The 21511-nt window shown below is 71.6% G+C and carries 23 protein-coding genes; 5 read left to right on the top strand and 18 right to left on the bottom strand.

Annotated elements, in window-relative coordinates; all coding sequences use genetic code 11:
• Positions 1-48: 48 nt before the first annotated feature.
• Positions 49-1371, top strand: a complete 1323-nt coding sequence (locus tag ACIBP6_RS12010) for an aminotransferase class V-fold PLP-dependent enzyme (protein ID WP_397051329.1) — start codon at positions 49-51, stop codon at positions 1369-1371.
• Positions 1368-2129: an endonuclease/exonuclease/phosphatase family protein gene (locus ACIBP6_RS12015; protein WP_397051330.1), complete on the top strand. Its 762-nt coding sequence runs from the start codon at positions 1368-1370 to the stop codon at positions 2127-2129. Before ACIBP6_RS12010 ends, ACIBP6_RS12015 begins: the two co-directional genes overlap by 4 nt.
• Here the strand turns inward: ACIBP6_RS12015 and ACIBP6_RS12020 are convergent.
• From ACIBP6_RS12020 to ACIBP6_RS12100, 17 genes are all read right to left on the bottom strand, one after another.
• The gene (locus ACIBP6_RS12020; RefSeq protein WP_397051332.1) at positions 2126-2731 is read right to left on the bottom strand and encodes a DNA-binding response regulator; all 606 of its coding nucleotides are present in this window, start codon (positions 2729-2731) and stop codon (positions 2126-2128) included. The two genes, ACIBP6_RS12015 and ACIBP6_RS12020, sit on opposite strands and share 4 nt — an antisense overlap.
• Positions 2728-3861 (bottom strand): sensor histidine kinase, encoded by a 1134-nt coding sequence (locus ACIBP6_RS12025; protein WP_397051334.1) that lies wholly within the window; start codon positions 3859-3861, stop codon positions 2728-2730. The genes ACIBP6_RS12020 and ACIBP6_RS12025 overlap by 4 nt, the downstream gene beginning before the upstream one ends.
• On the bottom strand, positions 3858-4592 hold the full coding sequence (locus ACIBP6_RS12030) for an ABC transporter permease (RefSeq protein WP_397051336.1): 735 nt from the start codon (positions 4590-4592) through the stop codon (positions 3858-3860). The genes ACIBP6_RS12025 and ACIBP6_RS12030 overlap by 4 nt, the downstream gene beginning before the upstream one ends.
• Entirely contained in the window at positions 4592-5476 is an 885-nt protein-coding gene (locus ACIBP6_RS12035) for an ABC transporter ATP-binding protein (protein WP_397051338.1), read from the bottom strand. The genes ACIBP6_RS12030 and ACIBP6_RS12035 overlap by 1 nt, the downstream gene beginning before the upstream one ends.
• A 69-nt stretch (positions 5477-5545) precedes the next feature.
• Positions 5546-6130 carry a carbonic anhydrase gene (locus ACIBP6_RS12040; protein ID WP_397051340.1) on the bottom strand — a complete coding sequence of 195 codons (585 nt, stop codon included), beginning with the start codon at positions 6128-6130 and terminating at the stop codon, positions 5546-5548.
• Positions 6131-6173: 43 nt separating this feature from the next.
• Complete coding sequence (hisG, locus tag ACIBP6_RS12045; RefSeq protein ID WP_397051342.1) at positions 6174-7019, bottom strand: ATP phosphoribosyltransferase; 846 nt, start codon at positions 7017-7019, stop codon at positions 6174-6176.
• Positions 7020-7085: 66 nt separating this feature from the next.
• The gene (locus ACIBP6_RS12050) at positions 7086-7349 is read right to left on the bottom strand and encodes a phosphoribosyl-ATP diphosphatase (RefSeq protein WP_020547470.1); all 264 of its coding nucleotides are present in this window, start codon (positions 7347-7349) and stop codon (positions 7086-7088) included.
• A 168-nt stretch (positions 7350-7517) separates the two neighbouring features.
• Positions 7518-9296, bottom strand: coding sequence for a DEAD/DEAH box helicase (locus tag ACIBP6_RS12055; protein WP_397051344.1), 1779 nt, complete (start codon positions 9294-9296; stop codon positions 7518-7520).
• Positions 9297-9615: 319 nt separating this feature from the next.
• Positions 9616-9975, bottom strand: a complete 360-nt coding sequence (locus ACIBP6_RS12060) for a metal-sulfur cluster assembly factor (protein ID WP_397051346.1) — start codon at positions 9973-9975, stop codon at positions 9616-9618.
• The gene (gene sufU / locus ACIBP6_RS12065) at positions 9972-10409 is read right to left on the bottom strand and encodes a Fe-S cluster assembly sulfur transfer protein SufU (RefSeq protein ID WP_132614909.1); all 438 of its coding nucleotides are present in this window, start codon (positions 10407-10409) and stop codon (positions 9972-9974) included. Before sufU ends, ACIBP6_RS12060 begins: the two co-directional genes overlap by 4 nt.
• A 2-nt stretch (positions 10410-10411) precedes the next feature.
• Complete coding sequence (locus ACIBP6_RS12070; RefSeq protein WP_397051348.1) at positions 10412-11668, bottom strand: cysteine desulfurase; 1257 nt, start codon at positions 11666-11668, stop codon at positions 10412-10414.
• Positions 11665-12411, bottom strand: a complete 747-nt coding sequence (sufC, locus tag ACIBP6_RS12075; protein WP_132614913.1) for a Fe-S cluster assembly ATPase SufC — start codon at positions 12409-12411, stop codon at positions 11665-11667. The genes ACIBP6_RS12070 and sufC overlap by 4 nt, the downstream gene beginning before the upstream one ends.
• Positions 12412-12729: a non-heme iron oxygenase ferredoxin subunit gene (locus ACIBP6_RS12080; protein WP_397051350.1), complete on the bottom strand. Its 318-nt coding sequence runs from the start codon at positions 12727-12729 to the stop codon at positions 12412-12414.
• A complete protein-coding gene (gene sufD / locus ACIBP6_RS12085) occupies positions 12726-13856 on the bottom strand; it encodes a Fe-S cluster assembly protein SufD (protein WP_397051352.1) in 1131 nt (376 codons plus the stop codon). Before sufD ends, ACIBP6_RS12080 begins: the two co-directional genes overlap by 4 nt.
• The gene (gene sufB / locus ACIBP6_RS12090; protein ID WP_132614919.1) at positions 13856-15268 is read right to left on the bottom strand and encodes a Fe-S cluster assembly protein SufB; all 1413 of its coding nucleotides are present in this window, start codon (positions 15266-15268) and stop codon (positions 13856-13858) included. Before sufB ends, sufD begins: the two co-directional genes overlap by 1 nt.
• A complete protein-coding gene (locus tag ACIBP6_RS12095) occupies positions 15265-15963 on the bottom strand; it encodes a helix-turn-helix transcriptional regulator (RefSeq protein ID WP_397051523.1) in 699 nt (232 codons plus the stop codon). Before ACIBP6_RS12095 ends, sufB begins: the two co-directional genes overlap by 4 nt.
• Positions 15964-16055: 92 nt before the next feature.
• Positions 16056-17294 carry a multidrug effflux MFS transporter gene (locus ACIBP6_RS12100; protein ID WP_397051354.1) on the bottom strand — a complete coding sequence of 413 codons (1239 nt, stop codon included), beginning with the start codon at positions 17292-17294 and terminating at the stop codon, positions 16056-16058.
• Between the two features lie 228 nt (positions 17295-17522).
• Here ACIBP6_RS12100 and ACIBP6_RS12105 point away from each other — a divergent pair, with 228 nt between their 5' ends.
• Together ACIBP6_RS12105 and ACIBP6_RS12110 are read left to right on the top strand one after the other, a co-directional pair.
• Positions 17523-18431 carry an ABC transporter ATP-binding protein gene (locus ACIBP6_RS12105; RefSeq protein WP_397051356.1) on the top strand — a complete coding sequence of 303 codons (909 nt, stop codon included), beginning with the start codon at positions 17523-17525 and terminating at the stop codon, positions 18429-18431.
• Positions 18432-18490: 59 nt separating this feature from the next.
• Positions 18491-19207: an ABC transporter permease gene (locus ACIBP6_RS12110; protein ID WP_132614969.1), complete on the top strand. Its 717-nt coding sequence runs from the start codon at positions 18491-18493 to the stop codon at positions 19205-19207.
• A 38-nt stretch (positions 19208-19245) separates the two neighbouring features.
• On the opposite strand, the gene ACIBP6_RS12115 is transcribed toward ACIBP6_RS12110, so the two are convergent.
• Entirely contained in the window at positions 19246-20403 is a 1158-nt protein-coding gene (locus tag ACIBP6_RS12115) for an MFS transporter (protein WP_397051358.1), read from the bottom strand.
• A 131-nt stretch (positions 20404-20534) separates the two neighbouring features.
• Here ACIBP6_RS12115 and ACIBP6_RS12120 point away from each other — a divergent pair, with 131 nt between their 5' ends.
• The gene (locus tag ACIBP6_RS12120; protein ID WP_397051360.1) at positions 20535-21440 is read left to right on the top strand and encodes an EamA family transporter; all 906 of its coding nucleotides are present in this window, start codon (positions 20535-20537) and stop codon (positions 21438-21440) included.
• Positions 21441-21511: the final 71 nt, after the last annotated feature.

Raw genomic sequence — 21511 nt, forward strand, 5'->3', positions numbered from 1 at the left:
CGGCGCTGCGCGCTGGGCGGCCGGGCACGGGCGGGATAGGAAGGGAGCATGGATCGGCCGCTGAACAGACGCACCCTGCTGGGCGCGGGCATGCTCGCCGGGGTGACCGCGTGCGCCGCGAGCCCCTCCCCCGCGAACCCGTCGCCCAGGAACCCGTCGCCCGGAAACAACGCGTCCCGGGCCTTCGACCCCACCGACTGGGCTTCCGTACGCGCCCAGTTCGCGCTGGACCCCGCGTACGGGCAGTTCGCGGCGTTCGTGCTGGCGCCGGCGCCGGCGCCGGTGCGCGAGGCGATCAGCACGCACCGCGACGCCCTGGACGCCGACCCCGAGTACATCCCGCCCGGCGGGGACCCCGACCAGACGGTACGCGAGGCCGCGGCCCGCTACCTGGGCGGCGGGCCCGGCGACATCGCCCTGACCGACAGCACCACGATGGGCCTGGCCCTGCTCTACTCCGGCATCGCGCTGCGCCCCGGCCAGGACGTGCTGACCACCGAGCACGACTTCCTGGCCACCCACGAGGGCCTGCGGCTGCTCGCCGCCCGCACGGGCGCGCAGGTCCGCAGGGTCAGGCTGTACGACGACCCGGCCGCCGCCTCGGTGGACCGGATGGTCTCGGCGATCAAGGAAGGGCTGGGCCCGCGCACCAGGGTGGTGGCGGTGACCTGGGTGCATTCGAGCACGGGCGTGCGCGTGCCCGTGCGGGCCATCGCCGACATGCTGGCCGAGGCCAACAAGGACCGGGCCGAGCACGACCGGGCGCTGTTGTGCGTCGACGGCGTGCACGGGTTCGGCGCGCTGGCCGACGACGTGACCGACCTGGGCTGCGACTTCCTGGCCAGCGGCACGCACAAATGGCTGTTCGGCCCGCGCGGCACCGGGATCGTGTGGGGCCGCGCCTGGGACACGATCGCGCCGATCGTGCCGAGCTTCAGCGGGGCCGCGTTCGCCGCCTGGCACGGCGGCGCCTCGCCGGGGCCGGGCACGGCCGAGCTGGTCACCCCCGGCGGCTACAAGGCGTTCGAGCACCGGTGGGCGATGCCGGAGGCGTTCGCGTTCATGACGGCGATCGGCAAGGCCCGCGTGGAGCGGCGTACGCAGGAACTGGCCACCCGTCTCAAGGCGGGCCTGGCCGAGCTGCCGCACGTCACGCCGGCCACCCCGCGGGCTCCTGAGCTGTCGGCGGGGCTGGTGTGCTGCTCGATCGCGGGCATGGAGCCGTTCCAGGCCGTGCAGCGGCTGCGCGCGCTGAAGGTGGCGGCGAGCACGACGCCGTACAACCCGCCGCTGCTCCGCTTCGGGACGAGCATCGTGACCGGCCCGGAGCAGGTGGATCACGCGATCAGGGTCGTGGAGGGGCTGAGATGAACTGGGCGGAGCCGTACGGGCCGCCGGTCGGGACGCGCGTGCGCGTGCTGACCTGGAACGTGTGGGGCGAGTACGGCCCGTACGCCGAGCGCGCCCGGCGGATCGGGAAGGTGGTCCACGAGCACGCGCCCGACGTGGTGCTGCTGCAGGAGTGGGCCGGTCAGGCGCTCGGCTACGAGCACGCCGCCTCCGCCTCGGGGACGCTGCCCTGCGCGGTGCTGTCGCGCTGGCCGGTCACCCGGCAGGAGGAGCGTCAGCTGCCGGGCGGCCGGATGCCGGGCACCGCGCTGTTCTGCGAGCTGGCCGGACCACGCGGCCCCTTACAGGTGTTCAGCGTGATCATCGGCTCGTTCCGGCTGGACGAGTCGGAGGTGCGCCAGGCGCAGGTGCGGGCGCTGACCGCGTTCGTGGCCGAGGCGGCCTCCCGCAGGCACCCGGCGCTGGTGTGCGGCGACTTCAACGCGCCCCCGGACAGTGACGAGATCCGCATGCTGACCGGCCGCAGCGCGCCGCCCACGCCGGGGCTGGTGTTCTACGACGCCTGGGAGGTGGCCGGCGACGGCGGCCCCGGCCACACGTGGAGCAACGCCAACCCGTGGGCCCGTCCGGGCCTGTATCCGGACCGCCGCTTCGACTACGTGCTGAGCGCCTGGCCGCGGGCGGGCGGCGCGGGCCACCCGCTGAGCTGCCGGATCGTCGGCGACGGCCCCGAGCCGGCCTCCGACCACTACGCGGTCCTGGCCGAGCTGCGCTACTAGAGCCAGCCCTGGGCGCGGGCGTGCCGCACGGCCTCGATCCGGTTGCGGGCGCCGGTCTTCTGGATGGCCGACGACAGGTAGTTGCGCACGGTGCCCTCCGACAGGTGCAGCCGCCGCGCGATGTCCCCGATGGTCGACCCGTCGGACGCCGCGGCCAGCGCGTCCCGTTCGCGGGCCGACAGCGGGTTGGGCCCCGCGCTGAGCGCCGCAGCGGCCAGCGCGGGATCGATGACCCGCTCCCCGGCGTGCACCCGCCGGATCGCCGCCGCGAGCTCCCTGGCCGGGCTGTCCTTCACCAGGAACGCCGCCGCCCCCGCCTCCATCGCCGTACGCAGGTAGCCGGGCCGCCCGAACGTGGTCAGGATCATCACCCGGCATCCCGGCACCCGGGCGCTGATCTCGGCCCCGGCTGTGAGACCGTCCGTGCCGGGCATCTCGATGTCCAGCAGCGCGATGTCGGGCCGCACCTTCGCCGCGACGGCGACCGCCTCCGCGCCGTCCGCGGCCTCGCCGACGACCTCGATGTCGGGCTCCAGGCCGAGCAGCGACGCCAGGGCGCCGCGGACCATGCCCTGGTCTTCCGCGATCATCACCCGGATCACGCGTCCGCCTCCGCCGGCACGCGTACCGTCAGCCGGTGCCCGCCCGGCTCCTGGCCGGCCGTGACGGTGCCGCCCGCCTGCGCCACCCGCTCGCCGAGCCCGCGCAGCCCGCTCCCCTGCGTGTACGGCCCGCCGCCGCCTTTCCCGTCGTCCACGACGTCAAGCGTGGCCCGCCGGCCGTCGTACGTCACCTCGATCCGGCACGACGTGGCCCTGGCGTGCCGTACGACGTTGGTGGTGCCCTCGCGCACCGCCCAGCCGAGCAGTCCGTCGAGCGGCCCGGGCAGCGGCGTGCCCGAGACCCGCACCTGCTCGCGCACGCCCGCCGCGCGCAGCACGGCCCTGGCGGCGTCGAGCTCCTCCGGCAGGCTGCGCCGCCGCCAGCCGGTGACCGCCTCGCGCACCTCGCCCAGCGCCTTCCTGGCGACGGCCTCGATGTCCTCGATCTCCTTGCGCGCCCGCGGCGACTCCTCGGCCAGCCGCCCGGCCAGCTCGCTCTTCAGCGCGATCAGCGACAGGCTGTGGCCCAGCAGGTCGTGCAGGTCGCGGGCGATGCGCAGGCGTTCCTCGGTGGCGGCCAGGCGGGCCACCTCGTCGCGGGCCAGGCCCAGCTCGCGGGTGAGCACCCTGGTGTTGCGCACGCTGATGAACAGCACGCCGAGCGTCACGACCTGCAGCGCCAGCATGATGAGCAGCCCCGGCTCGTCGTGGTGGAGCAGGCCGGCGCCGATCACGACGGCGACGCTCGCCGCGACGGCCCAGATCGCCCGCACCGCCGGGAGGACGAATCCGTAGAGCACCACGGTGTAGACGGGCAGGCTCAGCCAGGACCCGCCGAAGACCACCGCGCCCGCCACACCGAGCACGGTGGTGACGGCGAGCAGCGGGTAGGTCCACCGGCCCCGTTCCACGAAGCTCCTGGCGCTCAGCGTGGTGCCGAGGAAGAACCCGATGTACACCACGAGCAGGGTGCCCGCCCACACCGCGCGTACGCCGGTGACGGCTCCCGTCACGATCTCCCCGGCGGGGAAGACGAGGTAGACCAGCCCGACCGAGATGCCGAGCAGCCGACGTCCGGCCGACGGCGTCTCGTCGGCCGCGCCGAAGCTGATCCTGTCGGCGAAGCTCATGCCCGCACAGTAGCCCTGCGGTAGAGGACGGCCGCCGCCGCCCCGAGCGCGGCCGCCCAGCCCAGGACCACGAGCACGTCCGCCAGCGGCAGGCCGTGCCCGGCGACGAGGCTGCGGCCGAGCGCGGCGTAGTAGAAGGTCGGCAGCAGCTCCATGAACGGCCGCAGGGACTCGCCGAGCACCTCGGGCGGGAACCACAGCCCGCCGCCGACCGCCAGCCCGAACACGCAGATCAGCGAGGCCGGCTGCGCCGCGTCGGCCGACAGCACGGACCCGATGGCCAGCCCCAGCGCGGCGAACGGCAGCGCGCCGAGCCAGAGGGCCAGCAGCAGCGCCACCCACGTGCCCACCGGCAGCGCCACGCCCTGCTGCACCACCGCGACCACACCGACCAGCACCAGCGCGGGCAGCACCAGCAGCAGCGCGACGGCCAGCTTGGTGGCGACGACCGCCCGGCCCGGCAGCGGCGTGATCTGCAGCTGGCGCAGCCACCCCGACTGCCGCTCGGTGGCCCACGGCACCGCCGTGCTCATCATGGCGGCGGACAGCGCCCCGTACGCGGCCATCGACACCATGATCACCACGCTGTACGTCACACCGCCCGGATCGGTCTGCCGGCCGTACATGTTGGCGTTGATCAGGTAGAGCAGGACGGGGAAGGCGACGACGAAGATGATGTAGCGCCGGTTGCGCAGCAGCCGCAGGGTCTCGGTCCTGGCGTAGTGCGGCATCAGGACTGCCTGGTGAGGGTGAGGAAGGCGGATTCGAGGCCGGCGTCCGGCAGGCACACGTCGCGTACGTCGAGCGTGGTGCCCCGGTAGAGCCCGGCGAGGGTGGCGTCCACGTCCGAGGTGTGCAGCGTGGCGACGCCCGCGGCGATCTCGACGGCGCTGACGCCCGGCAGCAGGCCGAGCCCGGCGGCCGGCTGGTCGCGGAGCGAGAAGCGCACGCTGCGGCCGCCGGCGGCCGCCTTGATCTCGGCGGGGGTGCCGTCGGCCGCGAGCCTGCCCCCGGCGACGACGACCACCCGGTCGGCGTGCTCGTCGGCCTCCTCCAGGTAGTGGGTGGCGAACAGCACGGTCCTGCCGCCGGCCGCGTAGTCGTGCATGCCGGCCCAGAAGCGCAGTCTCGACTCGACGTCCATGGCCACGGTGGGCTCGTCGAGCAGCAGGATCCTGGGCGCCCCGGCGATCGCGAGAGCGAACCTGACGCGCTGCGCCTGCCCGCCCGACACCTTGCCGGCCCGGCGGTCGGCCAGGTCGGACAGGTCGGCGAGCCGGAGCACCTCGTCCAGGGCGAGCGGGCGCGGGTAGAGGCGTCGTACCAGGTCGACGAGCTCTTTGACGGACAGCTCGGGGATGAGCGCGCCGTCCTGGAGCATGGCTCCCAGCTCGCCCGCCCGCACCGCCTCGGCGGGAGTGCGGCCGTTCAGGGTGATCCGGCCGCGCGTGGGCGCGAGCAGGCCGAGCAGGAGCTTGACGGAGGTCGACTTGCCCGCGCCGTTCGGGCCGAGCAGGGCCACGGTGGTGCCTGGCTCGATGGCGAGTGAGAGGTCGTCCACGGCGAGCACGTCTCCGTAGAGCTTGCTGACGTGGTCGAACACGATGGCGTTCATGTTCAGAACGCTATGGCCGGGGATCTCGCGCGGTTAGTGCGATCCATCCGGCTTAGACCATGACATTTGTCAGACCACGCGGCTCACCAGTCCCGTGTCGAGGCTGTAGTACGCGCCGATCACGGTGGCCGCGCCGTGCAGGAGGGGATCGGCTCTCAGGAGGGCCACGGTACGCCGGATGTGCGCGTGCGCCATGGGCTCGACCTGGCCGTCGGCGGTGGAGTAGGCGGGTTCGAGCGCCGCGACGAGGTGGGGCAGCGCGCCGGGCAGCGTCTCCCGCCCGCGTAAGGCCTCGGCGGCCGCGGTGACCGCGCCGCAGCGCTGGTGGCCCAGCACTACCACGAGGGGCGCGCACAGGGCCTGCGGACCGTACTGGACGGCGGCCGTGACGAGGGAGTCGAGAGTGTGCGCGGCCGTACGGACGACCAGGAGGTCGCCGAGTCCGACGTCGAAGACGACCTCGGGCGGCACACGGGAGTCGATGCACGACAGGACCACCGCGCACGGTGACTGGCCTGCCGCGACCTGACGGCGACGCTCGGGATCCAGGCCCGGGCGGCGGTACGAGCCCGCCGCCCAGCGCCGGTTGCCCTGCTTGAGCATGATCCAGATCCGCCTGGCGTCACCACGCCAGGCAACCGTTTCATTACGCACGGCTGCGATATGCCCGGCATGCCGGTGACCTAGCGGGAAGAAGTCAGAGGCGGCAGGCGTAGATGTCGGTGACCAGAATGGCTCTTGCGCCGATGTCCCACAGTTTGTCCATCACCTGCTGGTGGCCCTTGCGCCGCACCATCGCGCGGACCGCCACCCAGCCCTCGCGGTGCAGCGGGGAGACCGTGGGGCCCTCCATGCCGGGCGTGAGCGCGATGGCCTCCTCTATGCGCTCGGCACGGATGTCGTAGTCCATCATGACGAAGTCGCGGGCGGTCACGACGCCCTGCAGGCGGCGTACGAGTTGCTCGACGCCCGGCGCGTCGATCGCGCCCTGCTGCTTGATGAGCACCGCCTCGGAGCGCATGATCGGGTCGCCGAACACCTCCAGGCCGACGTTGCGCAGAGTGGTGCCGGTCTCCACGACGTCGGCCACCGCGTCGGCCACGCCGAGCCGGATCGCGGTCTCGACGGCGCCGTCAAGTTTGATCACCCGCGCGTCCACACCCTCGTCGGACAGGTATTTCTCCAGCAGGCCCGCGTAGGAGGTGGCGATGCGCTGGCCGTCGAGGTCTTTGACGGACGTCATCGCGCCCGCGCGGGCGGCCAGGCGGAAGGTGGAGGCGCCGAAGCCGAGCGACATGATCTCCTCGACCGGCGCGCCGGAGTCGATGAGCATGTCGCGGCCGGTGATGCCGGCGTCGAGGGTGCCCTCCCCGACGTAGACGGCGATGTCGCGCGGGCGCAGGAAGAACAGCTCACAGCCGTTCTCCTCGTCGACCACGACGAGCTCCTTGCTGTCTCTGCGCGACCGGTAGCCGGCCTCTTTGAGCATGTTCTGCGCGCCCTCGCTGAGCGCGCCCTTGTTCGGTACTGCCAGACGCAGCATGTCAGGTCCTCGATGTCTCGATGGTGCTTCTCCAGGGGCTTTCTGCGGCGGCGGGCGCGGCGCGCCCTAGAGATGCTTGTAGACCTGGTCGAGGCCGATGCCCTTGGCGATCATGAGCACCTGAACGTGGTAGAGGAGCTGCGAGATCTCCTCGGCGGCCCTGTCGTCTGACTCGTGCTCGGCCGCCATCCAGCTCTCGGCGGCCTCCTCGACGACCTTCTTGCCGATGGCATGGACGCCGGCGTCGAGCGCGGCCACGGTGCCCGAGCCCGCGGGCCTCGTCCTGGCCTTCTCTGACAGCTCGGCGAACAGCTCTTCGAAGGTCTTCATGGTCTCTCTCGTCGGTCGGCTGACGTGCGTGTCAAGCCTAGTCTGCGTCATGCGATGGCCTCGCCCCACGTCCGCCACGCGAGACAGCCCAGGTCAAATCCCCGGAAAACAGCGCTGCCCGCCGGGCCTCCTGCGAGGGAGGCCCGGCGGGCAGCGGTGAGACAGGGGTCAGCGCTCGAAGCGGCGCCCGCCGGTGTTGCTGCGGAAACCACCGTTGCCGCGCTCGTCCGTGCGCCCGCCACCGGAACGGTAGCCGTCGCGCGGCCCGCGGTCGTCGGACCGGGAGCCGCGGTCACGCTCGGCCGAGAACGGACGGCCCCGGTCGGAGCCGAAGCGCGTGCCGCGGTCGTCGGGACGGAAGCCGGGGCCGCGCTGGCCGCGGTCGTCCTGACGGACAGGGCGGTCGTCGGAGCGGTAGCCGCCCCGCGGCCGGCTGTCGCGGCGGCGATCGTCACCGACCGGCCGCGACTCCTGGGGACGGCCGAACGGCCGCTCCCCCTCGGTGTGCCGGCGCGGCCGGCGGTCGTCCGAGCCGGACACGAACGGCCGATCGCCGTTCTCGTGCCGGCGCGGGCCCGACCCGAACGAGCGCTCGCCGTCGTTGTCGTGTCGGCGCGGACGGCGGTCACCGTCGAAGTCACGGCGGCCGCGACGGCCACGGCGCTCGGAGGCGCCGCCGCCCTCACGGCGCGGGCGCAGCGGCTTGCGGACGTCGGGCTCCCACACCGGGATGGACTCGCCACTCGGCGTGCGGGCGCCCGTCACCTCGGCGATCCGGGGATGACCGGGGGTGGCCTTGAGCCGGAACGGCTGGATGCCGGCACGGCGGGTCAGCGCGTCGGTCGCGCGGCGCTCGTTGGGCAGCACCAGCGTGACGACCGTGCCCTTCTCGCCCGCGCGGGCCGTACGGCCGCCGCGGTGCAGGTAGCTCTTGTGGTCCTGCGGCGGGTCGACGTGCAGCACCAGGCTGATGTTGTCGACGTGGATGCCGCGGGCGGCGACGTCGGTGCAGACCAGCACGTTGACGGCGCCCTCGCGGAACTCGGCGAGGATGCGCGTGCGCTGGTTCTGGCGCTTGCCGCCGTGCAGGCCGCCCGACTTGACGCCGACCCGGGCCAGCTGCTTGCAGAGCCGGTCGACGCCGTGCTGGGTGCGCACGAAGATGATCGTACGGCCCTCGCGGTTGGCGATCTCGGCGATGACGTCGAACTTGTCGTCGCGCGTGACCTGCATCACGTGGTGCTCCATGGTCTCGACCGGCGAGGTCGCGGGGGCCACGGAGTGGGTGATCGGGTCCTTCAGGAAGCGCCGCACCAGCTTGTCGACGTCGCCGTCGAGCGTGGCGGAGAACAGCAGCCGCTGCCCGTCGGACGGAGTCTGCGCGAGCAGCTCGGTGACGACGGGGAAGAAGCCGAGGTCGCACATGTGGTCGGCCTCGTCCAGAACGCTGACGTCGATCTCGGCCAGCGAGCACTCGCCCTGCCGGATCAGGTCACCGAGGCGGCCCGGGGTGGCGATGACGACGTCGACACCGCGCCGCAGCGCCTCGATCTGCTTGCCCATGGACATGCCGCCGACGATGACCTTCATCCGCAGCCCGAGGCCGCGGCCGAGAGGCTCCAGGGCGTCGTGGACCTGGAGGGCGAGCTCACGGGTGGGCACGAGGATCATCGCGCGCGGACGGCCAGGGGCGGGCCTGGTGCCGGCGATGCGGGCCATGGTGGGCAGGCCGAAGGCCAGTGTCTTGCCGGAGCCGGTCTGGCCGCGGCCGAGCACGTCGTGGCCGGCGAGCACGTCGGGGATCGTCGCGCTCTGGATGGGGAACGGGCTGTCGAAGCCCAGCTTGGCCAGTCCGGTGACGAGCGGCTTCGGCAGGCCGAGCAGCTCGAACTCGGACGGGCCCGGCTCGGGAGTCTCACCGAGCGTGGGCATGACAGCGTCAAGCATGGTCACGAAATTCGTGCCTTTCCGTCGAAGTGGCACGTCACTTCTGCGAAAGGACGAGCCGGGACGTGCGGCTCGGGGCCGCACTCGTTCAGGGGCACCCGCCGCCATGGGAGCGGGATCAAAGTGAGGGGGGATACACCAGGGCACCGGCCGCAGGCGATGCGAGACGCGCGATGAGACGTTGGTGTATGTGTACCTCGTGCCAACGCCCGGGATGTTATCGGATATTCCCCGTCATGGACCGGGACTTTCCGAAAACCCGCTGCTGGCACACTGAAGCGGCTGACGTGGGACGCCAGCCGAGACAGCGACGAGAAGATCAGACGTTGAAGCCTAGCATACGGAGCTGCTCACGCCCTTCGTCGGTGATCTTGTCCGGCCCCCATGGCGGCAGCCAGACCCAGTTGATCTTCACTTCGGAGACCATGCCGTCCAGCGCCGAGTTGGCCTGGTCCTCGATCACGTCGGTCAAGGGGCACGCGGCGCTGGTCAGCGTCATGTCGATGGTGGCCACGGGCTTGCCGCCGTCAGTGGGGTCGAGGTTGAGCCCGTAGATCAGGCCGAGGTCGACGACGTTGATGCCGAGCTCGGGGTCGACGACGTCCTTCAGCGCCTCCATCACCTCGTCGACACTGCTGTCGCCGTCGAAGTCGGTAGGGGTCTCCACTGGCTTGCTCATTCGGCGCTCCTCACAACAGCGTCCTTGTACGCCATCCACGAAAGCAGCGCGCACTTGACGCGCGCCGGGAACTTTGCCACGCCCGCGAACGCGACCGCGTCGCCGAGGACGTCCTCGTCGGGCTCGATCTGTCCCCTGCCCTGCATGAGGCGGGTGAACTCGTCGACCACGGCGAGCGTCTCCTCGACCGTCGAGCCGGTGGCGAGCTCGTACAGCACCGAGGCGGCGGCCTGGCTGATCGAGCACCCCTGGCCCTCGTAGGAGACGTCGAGCACCTTGCCGGCGTCGCCCACCTTGACCCTGAGCGTGATCTCGTCGCCGCACGTCGGGTTGACGTGGTGGACCTCGGCGTCGTACGGCTCACGCAGCCCCCGCCCCTGCGGGTGCTTGTAGTGTTCCAGGATCAGCTCCTGGTACATCGACTCGCCGATCATGGCTATGCGAACACCTTCTGAACGTGGTGGAGGCCGCGCACCAGGGCGTCGATCTCGCCCGTGGTGTTGTACAGGTAGAACGACGCCCGCGTGGTCGCCGGTATTCCGAAGCGTAGGTGCAGGGGGCGCGCGCAGTGGTGACCGACGCGTACGGCGACGCCGAACCGGTCGTCGAGGATCTGCCCGACGTCGTGCGGGTGGATGCCCTCGATCGCGAACGACACCGTGCCGCCGCGCTGCTCCAGCGAGTCGGGGCCGATGATCCGCAGGCCGGGGATGTCCCTCAGGGCGTCGAGCGCGTAGGCCGTCAGCGTGCGCTCGTGCGCCTCGATGGCGTCCATGCCGACCTCGGTGAGGTAGTCGACCGCCGCGCCGAGCCCGATGGCCTCGACGATCGGCGGCGTGCCGGCCTCGAACTTGTGCGGGATCGGCGCGTACGTCGAACGGTCCATCCAGACCGCCTCGATCATCTCGCCGCCGCCCAGGAACGGGGGCATGGCCTCCAGCAGCTCGGTCCGGGCCCACAGCACCCCGATGCCCGAGGGGCCGACCATCTTGTGGCCGGTGAAGGCCACGAAGTCGGCGCCCAGCTCGGTCACGTCGACCGGGTGGTGCGGCACGGACTGCGAGGCGTCCAGCATGATCAGCGCGCCGACCTCGTGCGCCCGCCTGGCCACCTCGGCGACCGGGTTGACGGTGCCGAGCACGTTGGACTGGTGGGCGATCGAGACGATCTTCGTCCGCTCGGTGATCAGGCCGGGCGCGTAGTCGAGCCGCCCGTCGTCGGTGACGCCGAACCACTTCAGCGTCGCGCCGGTGCGCTGCACGAGCAGCTGCCACGGCACGATGTTGGAGTGGTGCTCCATCTCGGAGATGACGATCTCGTCACCCGGGCCGAGCGTGAAGCGCGGATCGGTGTTGGCGGGGTTGCCGAAGGAGTAGGCGACGAGGTTGAGCGCCTCGGAGGCGTTCTTGGTGAAGATCACCTCGTCGCGGGACGGCGCCCCGACGAAGCCCGCGATCTTGTCGCGGGCGTTCTCGTAGGCGTCGGTCGACTCGGCCCCGAGCACGTGCATGGCACGCCCGACGTTGCTGTAGTGCAACGCCAGGTGCTCCCGCATGGTCTCGATGACCTGATTGGGCTTCTGTGAGGAGTTGCCCGAGTCGAGATAGACGAGCGGTCGCCCGTCGGGCAGCTCGCGGGAGAAGACCGGGAAATCCTTCCTGATCTTCTCCACATCGAAGCTGATGGAAGTCATGCAGATGCCTTCGTGTACTGCTCGTAGCCCTCGGACTCGAGCTTGTCGGCCAGTTCGGGGCCGCCCGCCTCCACGATGCGCCCGCCCGCGAAGACGTGCACGAAGTCGGGCTTCACGTAGCGCAGGATGCGGGTGTAGTGCGTGATCAGCAGCACACCCGTCTCACCCGAGGCGCGGAAGCGGTTGATGCCCTCCGACACCACGCGCAGCGCGTCGACGTCGAGGCCGGAGTCGGTCTCGTCGAGCACCGCGATCTTCGGCTTGAGCAGCTCCATCTGGAGGATCTCGTGGCGCTTCTTCTCGCCGCCGGAGAAGCCCTCGTTCAGGTTGCGCTGGGCGAAGGCGGGGTCGATGGACAGCGCGTCCATGCCGTTCTTCAGGTCCTTGGCGAACTCGCGCAGCTTGGGAGCCTCGCCGCGGACCGCGGTGACGGCCGAGCGCAGGAAGTTGGACACCGACACCCCGGGCACCTCGACCGGGTACTGCATGGCGAGGAACAGGCCGGCACGGGCCCGCTCGTCGACCGACAGCTCCAGCAGGTCGGCACCGTCGAGCAGCACCTGGCCGCCGGTGATCGTGTACTTGGGGTGACCGGCGATCGCGTAGGCGAGCGTCGACTTGCCGGAGCCGTTTGGGCCCATGATGGCGTGAGTCTCACCCGACTTCACGGTCAGGTTGACGCCGCGCAGGATTTCCTTGTCCTCGACGGCGACCTGCAGGTCACGAATCTCCAGGGTTGACACTTATGACTCCTTCGAGAGCGAGACGAGGACGTCATCGCCGTCGATCTTGACTGTGTAGACGTTCACGGGCTTGGTGGCGGGCGGGCCGGTGGGCTTGCCGGAGCGGACGTCGAAGCACGAGCCGTGCAGCCAGCACTCCAGTGTGCCGTCGTACACCTCGCCCTCGCTCAGCTTGACCTCGGCGTGGGAGCAGACGTCGTGCAGCGCGAAGACCTCGCGGCCCTTGCGCACGAGCGCGACCGGCGTCTCGCCCACCTCGATGCCGAGCACCCCCTGGTCGGGGATGTCGTCGAGCCTGCACACCTTCTCGAAACTCATCGGGCGAGCTCAGCCTCCAGCGCCCCGAAGACCCGCTCGCGGATCTCCTCGATCTGGATCTTCTCGATCAGCTGGCCGAGGAAGCCCCGCACGACCAGGCGGCGGGCCTCGTCGTAGGGGATGCCGCGGGCCTGGAGGTAGAAGGTGTGCTCGTCGTCGAGGCGGCCGGAGGCGGAGGCGTGCCCCGCTCCCGCGACCTCGCCGGTGAGGATCTCCAGGTTGGGCACCGAGTCGGCGCGGGCGCCGTCGGTGAGGATGAGGTTGCGGTTGAGCTCGTACGTGTCGGTGCCCTCGGCCTCGACCCGGATGATCACGTCGCCGATCCAGACGGCGTGCGCGTCCTGGCCCTGCAGCGCGCCCCGGTAGTCGACGTTGCTCTTGCAGTTGGGCTGCGAGTGGTCGACCAGGAGGCGGTGCTCCAGGTGCTGACCGGCGTCGACGAAGTAGACGCCCGACAGGTCGGCGTCGCCGCCGGGGGCGGTGTAGGACACGCTGGGCGACAGGCGTACGAGGTCGCCGCCGAACGTCACCACGAAGCTGCGGAACGTCGCGTCCTTGGCGAGCTGGGCGTGGTGGTGGGAGACGTGGACCGCGTCGTCGTCCCAGTCCTGGAGGCTGACGACCTTGAGGTTGGCCCCGTCGCCGACGATGAACTCGATGTTGTCGGCGTAGACCGCGCTGCCCTTGTGGTCGAGCACGACCACGGCCTCGGCCAGCGGCTCCACCTTGACCACGATGTGGCCGTAGGCGGCGCCGTCGCCCGAGCCCGTCAGCGTCAGCACGGTGTGCTTGGACGTGACGGCCTCGCGCGGCACCGTGATGACGGTGGCCTTCTCGAAGCTGTTCCACGCCTGGGCGCTGACCCGGTCGCCCGGCACGAACGACTTGCCCACGCGGGCGTCGTCGCGGCCGACCGTCTCGACGGTGACCTCGGGGGCCGCGTCGACGTCCACGCGGACGTGACCCACGGCCTCCGAGGACGCCGCCTCGCCGTTGTGCAGGCCCTTCAGCCGCGACAGCGGCGTGAAGCGCCACGCCTCCTCGCGCCCGGTCGGGACGTCGAAGTCGGCCAGGTCGTAGGACGCCTTCTCGTGCAGGGTCGACAGGGGCTTCTCGTTCAGGCCCATCAGCCGACGGCTCCTTCCATCTGCAGCTCGATCAGCCGGTTGAGCTCGAGCGCGTACTCCATGGGCAGCTCGCGCGCGATCGGCTCGACGAAGCCGCGCACGATCATCGCCATCGCCTCGTCCTCGCCGAGGCCGCGGCTCATGAGGTAGAAGAGCTGGTCCTCGCTGACCTTGGAGACCGTGGCCTCGTGGCCCATCGAGACGTCGTCCTCGCGGACGTCGACGTAGGGGTAGGTGTCGGAGCGGCTGATCTGGTCGACCAGGAGCGCGTCGCACTTGACGGTGCTGGCGCTGCCGTGGGCGCCCTCCTCGATCTGCACGAGACCGCGGTAGGAGGTACGGCCGCCGCCGCGCGCCACCGACTTGGAGATGACGCTGGAGCTGGTGTTGGGCGCCAGGTGCACCATCTTGGAGCCGGCGTCCTGGTGCTGGCCCTCGCCGGCGAACGCGACGCTCAGCGTCTCGCCCTTGGCGTGCTCGCCCATGAGGTAGACGGCCGGGTACTTCATCGTGACCTTGGAGCCGATGTTGCCGTCGATCCACTCCATGGTCGCGCCCTCGTAGGCCACGGCGCGCTTGGTGACCAGGTTGTAGACGTTGTTGGACCAGTTCTGGATGGTCGTGTAACGGCAGCGGGCGTTCTTCTTCACGATGATCTCGACGACGGCGCTGTGCAGCGAGTCGCTGGAGTAGATCGGCGCGGTGCAGCCCTCGACGTAGTGGACGTAGCTGTTCTCGTCGACGATGATCAGCGTCCGCTCGAACTGGCCCATGTTCTCGGTGTTGATCCGGAAGTAGGCCTGCAGCGGGATCTCGACCTCGACGTTCGGCGGCACGTAGATGAACGAGCCACCGGACCACACGGAGGTGTTGAGGGCGGCGAACTTGTTGTCGCCCACCGGGATCACGGAGCCGAAGTACTCCTGGAAGATCTCCGGGTGCTCCTTCAGGCCCGTGTCGGTGTCGAGGAAGATGACGCCCTTCTCCTCGAGGTCCTCACGGATCTTGTGGTAGACGACCTCGGACTCGTACTGGGCGGCGACACCGGCGATGAGGCGCTGCTTCTCCGCCTCGGGGATGCCGAGCTTGTCGTAGGTGTTCTTGATGTCGGGGGGCAGCTCGTCCCAGGAAGCGGCCTGCTTCTCGGTCGAGCGCACGAAGTATTTGATGTTGTCGAAGTCGATGGCGGTGAGGTCGGAGCCCCACGTCGGCAGCGGCTTCTTGTGGAACAGGCGGAGGCCCTTCAGGCGAAGGTCGAGCATCCACTCCGGCTCGTTCTTGAGCGCGGAGATGTTGCGGACGACCTCCTCGGACAGGCCGCGCTTGGCCGCCGCACCCGCGGCATCCGGGTCGGCCCAGCCGAACTTGTAATTCCCGAGGCCTTCCAGCTCCGGGCGGTCGGTGACAGTCACCTTCCGGTCTCCTTGCTCTTGTCTCTCTGTGCGGGATCGCCCAAACTCTGCGGGCTCACATGTGTCGTGCAGACCCCGTCGCCGTGGGCGATCGTGGCCAGGCGCTGCACCGGCGTGCCGAGCAGTTGCGCGAACGCCTCCGTCTCGGCCTCACACAGCTGCGGGAACTCCGCGGCCGCGTGCGCCACCGGGCAGTGGTGCTGGCAGAGCTGGTCTCCGCCCGACTTGGCCTTGCTGGCCGAGGCGGCGTACCCCTCCGCCGACAGCGCCTGCGCCAGCACCTGCACGCGCTGGTCCGCCGGCACCGTCCGCATGACCGGCTCCAGCCGCTTCAGCAGGCTTGAGACCTGCGAGCGGGCGAAGTCGGCCACGGCTTCTTTCCCCATGCGGTCGGCCAGGTAGCGCAGCGCGCTCCCGGCCAGGTCGTCATAGGCGTGCTCGAAAGCACTGCGCCCCGCGTCGGTGATGGCGAACAGCTTGGCCGGCCGTCCGCGCCCGCGCTGCCCGCGCGGCCGGACCGTGCGGGGCTCTATCATTCCGTCCGCCAGCAGCGCGTCGAGATGACGGCGGACCGCTGCGGGGGTGAGCCCGAGCCGCTCGCCCAGGGCGGCGGCCGCGACGGGACCATGCTCAAGAATCAGCCTGGCGACGCGGGCACGCGTGCCGCGCTCACCGCCTGGCTCCATCGTGGGCATGTTTTTCACAACATCAGTGTGCCGTAATTCCTTCCCGCTTCACAAACGGATCTGAGCAGGGACCGGAATGGCATTACTCACGCAGGGTAGCCTTACCTAACTGCGCGGACCGCCGTTCGGCGGCCCAGCAGGACGAACATGAGGCCCGCGCAGATGATGAGGCCGAACATCACGCACGCCATCGGCACGGCGGTGCCGGAACCCACCAGGCCGACGAGCGGCGCCGCCAGCGCGCCCAGGGCGAACTGCAGCACGCCGAGCAGGGCGGAGGCGCTGCCCGCGATCTGCGGGGGCTGCGAGGCCAGCGCCAGCGCGCCCGTGCCGGGCATCACCAGGCCCTGGCCGAGCATGATGACGAACAGCCCGCCGACGACCCCCCACAGGCCCATCCCGGTCAGCGCCGCGGTCAGCAGCAGCACGGCGCCGGCCAGGGCGATCACCAGGCCGATGAGCACCAGGCGCACCGGCGGCACCCGGCCCGACAGCCGTCCGCCGACCTGGGCCGTGAGGGTCAGGCCGAAGGCGTTGAGCCCGAAGATGAGCGAATACTGCTGGGGCGTGGCGCCGTAGACCTCCTGCAGCACGAACGGCGAGCCGGAGATGTAGCCGAACATCGCCGCGAACGCCAGCCCCGCGGTCAGCGCGCAGGCCATGAACGCCCGGTCGCGCAGCAGGTGCCAGAAGGTGCGGATGGTGTGCCGCAGCCCGCCGCTCTCGCGCGCGGAGGCGGGCAGCGTCTCCCGTACGCCGGTCAGCACGCACACCAGCAGCACGACCCCGGCGACGCTGAGCGCGACGAAGACGCCCCGCCAGGAGGTGAAGGCCAGCAGCTGCGCCCCGGCGATGGGGGCCAGGATGGGCGCCAACCCGCTGACGAGCATGAGCGTGGCGAAGATGCGGGCGATGGCCGCGCCGTCGTACAGGTCGCGGACGACGGCCCGCACGATGACCAGCGCCGCGCCGCCGAGGATGCCCTGCAGCAGCCGGAAGGCGATGAGCATGGGCACCGAGGGGGCGAACGCGCACAGCAGCGAGGCCGCCATGAAGCCCGCCACGCCGACGATGAGCGGCACCCGGCGCCCGCGTACGTCGCTCACCGGGCCGGCGATCACCTGGCCGACGGAGACGCCGATGAGACACGCCGTCAGGGTGAGCTGGACCTGCGCCGGCACGCTGAGCATCTCGGAGGTGATGGCGGGCAGGGCGGGCAGGTACATGTCGATGGACAGCGGGCCGATCGCCGAGAGCGCGCCCAGGATCACCAGCAATAACGCCCGGCGGCTCCTCCGCTCCGGCCGTACGGCGGTGGCGGTGGCCTCTGCCACGGACATTCCTGACCCCTTCCTCGCAGGCATGGGCGGCCCACGAGGGCCCTCGGGTCAAACCGGGTTAAGGATCCTCCTAATTCCCGGTTATCAGATATTTAACATGATAGTTTCCTGCCCCTCTGTCTCATAGGTCCCGGCCGCATGAACGCCCGGCGGCGGCGGGCCGCGCCGTCGCCGGGAAGAACGCACCTGAGGCCCGGACCGGGCGGGACAGTCCCTAAACTCGTGGCCATGGATTCCCCAGCCGTCGAGATCGTCGACCTGGTCAAACGCTACGGGGGCACGACCGCCGTCGACGGCCTCACGCTCAGGGCCCGCCGCGGCGCGGTGACCGCGGTCCTCGGCCCCAACGGCGCGGGCAAGACGTCCACGGTCGAGATCTGCGAGGGGTTCCGCACCCCCGACGCGGGCACGGTCCGGGTGCTGGGCCTCGACCCCGCCACTCCCGGGCTGCGCCCGCGGATCGGGGTGATGCTCCAGGCGGGCGGCGTGCCGCCGGCGATGCGCTGCGCCGAGTGGCTGCGGCTGGTCGCGCGCTTCTACGCCCATCCCCTCCCGCCACAGGCGCTGCTCGACCGGCTGGGGCTCGCCGACCACGCCCGCACGCCCTACCGGCGGCTGTCGGGCGGCCAGCAGCAGCGGTTGTCGCTGGCCGCGGCCGTCGTGGGCCGGCCCGAGCTGGTCTTCCTCGACGAGCCGACCGCCGGCCTGGACCCGCAGGCCCGCCACGCCTGCTGGGACCTCGTCGGCGAGCTGCGCGCGGCGGGCGTCTCGGTGGTGCTGACCACCCACCACATGGACGAGGCCGAACGCCTGGCCGACCACGTGGTGATCATCGACAGGGGCCGGGTCGTGGCCGAGGGCACCCCCGCCACCCTGACCGGCGCCGAACGCCAGCTCCGCTTCCGCGCCCGGCCGGGGCTGGGCCTGGAGGAGCTGCTCAACGCGCTGCCGACCGGCAGCGCGGCCAAGGAGTCGCCGGCCGGCCACTACATCATCGAGGGCCAGGTCGGCCCCGAGCTGCTGGCCACGGTGACGGCCTGGTGCGCGGCCGAGGGCGTCACGGCCGACGACCTGAGCATCGAGCGGCGCACCCTCGAAGACGTCTTTCTCGAGCTGACCGGCAGGGAGCTGCGTTGACCGCCCACGATCCGGCACTCGACCTCACCCCGGCCCCCGGCGCGGCGCCGTTCGGGCGCATGGTGGCCGCCCAGGCGGGCGCCGAGCTGCGCGCGATGCTGCGCAACGGCGAGCAGCTGCTGCTCACGCTGGTCATCCCGGTGCTGCTGCTGGCCGGGTTCTCCCTCGCGCCGCTGATCGACGTCGGCGGCGGCCGGCGGGTCGACTTCCTGGTGCCCGGCGTGCTGGCGCTGGCGGTGATGTCCACGGCGTTCACCGGGCAGGCCATCGCGACCGGGTTCGAGCGCCGCTACGGCGTGCTCAAGCGGCTGGGCGCGACCCCGCTGTCCAGGAGCGGGCTCATGCTCGCCAAGACGACGGCGGTGGTGGGCGTGGAGGCCATCCAGGCCGCGGTGATCGTGGTCGTGGGCCTCGCGCTGGGATGGCGGCCGCAGGGGTCGTTCCTGGGCGCGGCGCTGCTCGTCGTGGTCGGCACGGCCGCCTTCACCGGGCTGGGGCTGCTCATGGCCGGCACGCTGCGCGCGGAGGCCACGCTGGCCGCGGCCAACCTGGTCTACCTGGTGCTGCTGGGCGCGGGCGGGGTGGTGTTCCCGCTGTCGAAGTTCCCCGAGTCGGTGCGGCCGGTGCTGGAGCTGCTGCCCATCTCGGCGCTGACCGGCGGGCTGCGCTCGGTGCTGGCCCAGGGCGCGGGGCTGCCGCTGGTGCCGCTGGCCGTGCTGGCCGTCTGGGCGGTGCTGTCGCTGGGGCTGGTCTCGCGGACGTTCCGCTGGGAGTGACGGCCCGCTGGGAGTGACGGCCCGCTGGGAGTGAGGGCTCAGCCGGGCTGCGTGCCGTAGCGGTGCCGGGTGAGCACGGCGACCGCGGTCAGCGGCACCGCGGCCACCGCCGCGATACCGAACAACAGCCCGTACCTGCCGTGCTCGGCCAGGGGGCCGGCCGCCCACGAGGCGATGGCGCTGCCGGTGAACAGCGCGCAGGCGAAGAACGCGATGGTCGTCCCCCTCGCCTCGGGCACGACCGAGGTCGCCCAGTTCTGCAACGAGGAGTGCAGGAACGAGTAGCCGCCGCCCAGCAGCAGCGCGGTGACGACCACCGCCGGGACGCTGACGTGCACGCTCACCAGGGCGAACCCGGCGCACAGCTGGCTGCCGCCGGCGAGCATGAGCGCGGGGGCGGGCCAGCGGCCGGACAGCCGCTTGACCAGCCGGGAGAACGCCCACAGCCCGAGCCCGTACGCGGTGATGGCCAGGCCCGCCACGGCGGCGGCCAGCCCGTCGTGCTGCAGCGCGGTGGCCAGGAACGGCATGGTGCCGAGCATGATCGCCCCCTCGGTGAAGGCCAGCGCGAACACCAGCAGCGCCCACCGGTGCCCGAGCACCAGACCGAGGTAACGGGCCACCCCGTGACCGGCGCCCTCGTGGCGGGGCGGCTCGGGCAGCGTGCGCAGCGCCAGCGCGCACACCAGGGCGCACGCGGCCGGCACGGTGAAGGCCACCCGCCAGTCGACCAGGCCGGCGAGCACGCCGCCGAGGCCCGTGGCCACGGCGGTGCCGAGGGCGGTGGCGGCCATCAGGTCGGTGAGCGCCCGCTGGCGTACGGCGGACCGCACGGTGTCGCCCACGTACGTCAGGCTCGTGGGGATGACGGCGCCGAAGCACGCGCCCGTCACGACGCGGGCCACCACCAGGGCGGCGAGCGCCGGCATCAGGGCCGAGACGGCTCCCGCCAGGGCCGCGCCGTACAGGGCGAAGCGCATCACCCGCACCCGGCCGAACCGGTCGGACAGCACGCCCCACAGCGGCTGCGTCAGCCCGTAGGCGAGGTAGTAGCCGCTGGCGGCGGCGACCGAGGCCGACAGCGAGACGCCGAGGTCGGCCGCGATGAGCACGAGCATGGGGCTGACGGCGAAGCGGTCGAAGGCGCTGACGAACGAGGCCACGGCGAGAGCCGGCGGCGGTCGGGTGAGGCTCACGGGGGATGGCTTCATTACGTCCATTTGTCCGAAAAAATGATCAATTTGGCAGTAGGACTACCTTAAAGGCCGCCACTTTGGGCGGGGTCAGTAGGCTCGGACGGTTGACGCGCATTCCTACAAGGAGCCCTGTGACCTCCTACGACGACGCACTCCCGGGTGACCGGCGCCTGCCGGGCAACCCGCTGCGCAGCGCCGCGGACTCGATCCCGCCCGCCGGGCTCGTGCTGCTGGCGATCTTCTCGGTGCAGCTGGGCGCCGGTTTCGCCAAGGAGCTGTTCGCGGCGCTGCCGCCGAGCGCCGTGGTGTTCCTGCGCATCGCGGCCGGGGCGCTCATCATGGGGGCCGTCGCGCGGCCCCGGCTCAGAGGGCTCTCCCGGGGCTCCTGGGCGGTGGGGCTCGCCTTCGGCGTGACGCTCGCCCTGATGAACCTGACCTTCTACGAGGCCCTGTCGCGGCTGCCGATGGGCATCGCGGTGGCGATCGAGTTCCTCGGGCCGCTGGGCGTGGCGGTGGCGGCCTCGCGGCGCCGGATCGACCTGCTGTGGGTGGCGCTCGCGGCGGCGGGCGTGGTGATGCTGGCCCCGTGGTCGGAGTCGGCGTCGGTGAGCTGGATCGGCATCGGGTTCGCGCTGCTGGCCGGGGTCTGCTGGGCCGGCTACATCCTGTTGTCGGCCGCCGCCGGGCAGCGCTTCCCCGGGACGACAGGGCTGTCGTTCGCGATGATCGTCTCGGTCGTGGTCATCGCCCCGGTCGGCGTCACGACCGGCGGGACCGACCTGCTGCAGCCGGAGCTGCTGCTCATCGGGCTGGGGGTCGGGCTGCTGTCGTCGGTGATCCCGTACTCGCTGGAGCTGCAGGCGCTGCGGCGGATGCCCAAGCACGTGTTCGGCATCCTCATGAGCGTGGAGCCGGCCGTGGCGGCGCTGATCGGGCTGCTGGTGCTGAGCGAGGTGCTGCACGTGCAGCAGTGGGCGGCGATCCTGTGCATCGTGGCGGCCAGCCTGGGCTCGACCCGCACGTCGCGGCGCCAGTAGCTCCCGGAGCCGCCGCGCGCCCGTTGGGATGGGGTCTCGGGCGCGCGGCGGAGGGCTCGGCTCGGTGGGCG

It is taken from the genome of Nonomuraea terrae, from assembly GCF_044465245.1.
GTDB classification, from domain to species: Bacteria; Actinomycetota; Actinomycetes; order Streptosporangiales; family Streptosporangiaceae; genus Nonomuraea; species Nonomuraea terrae.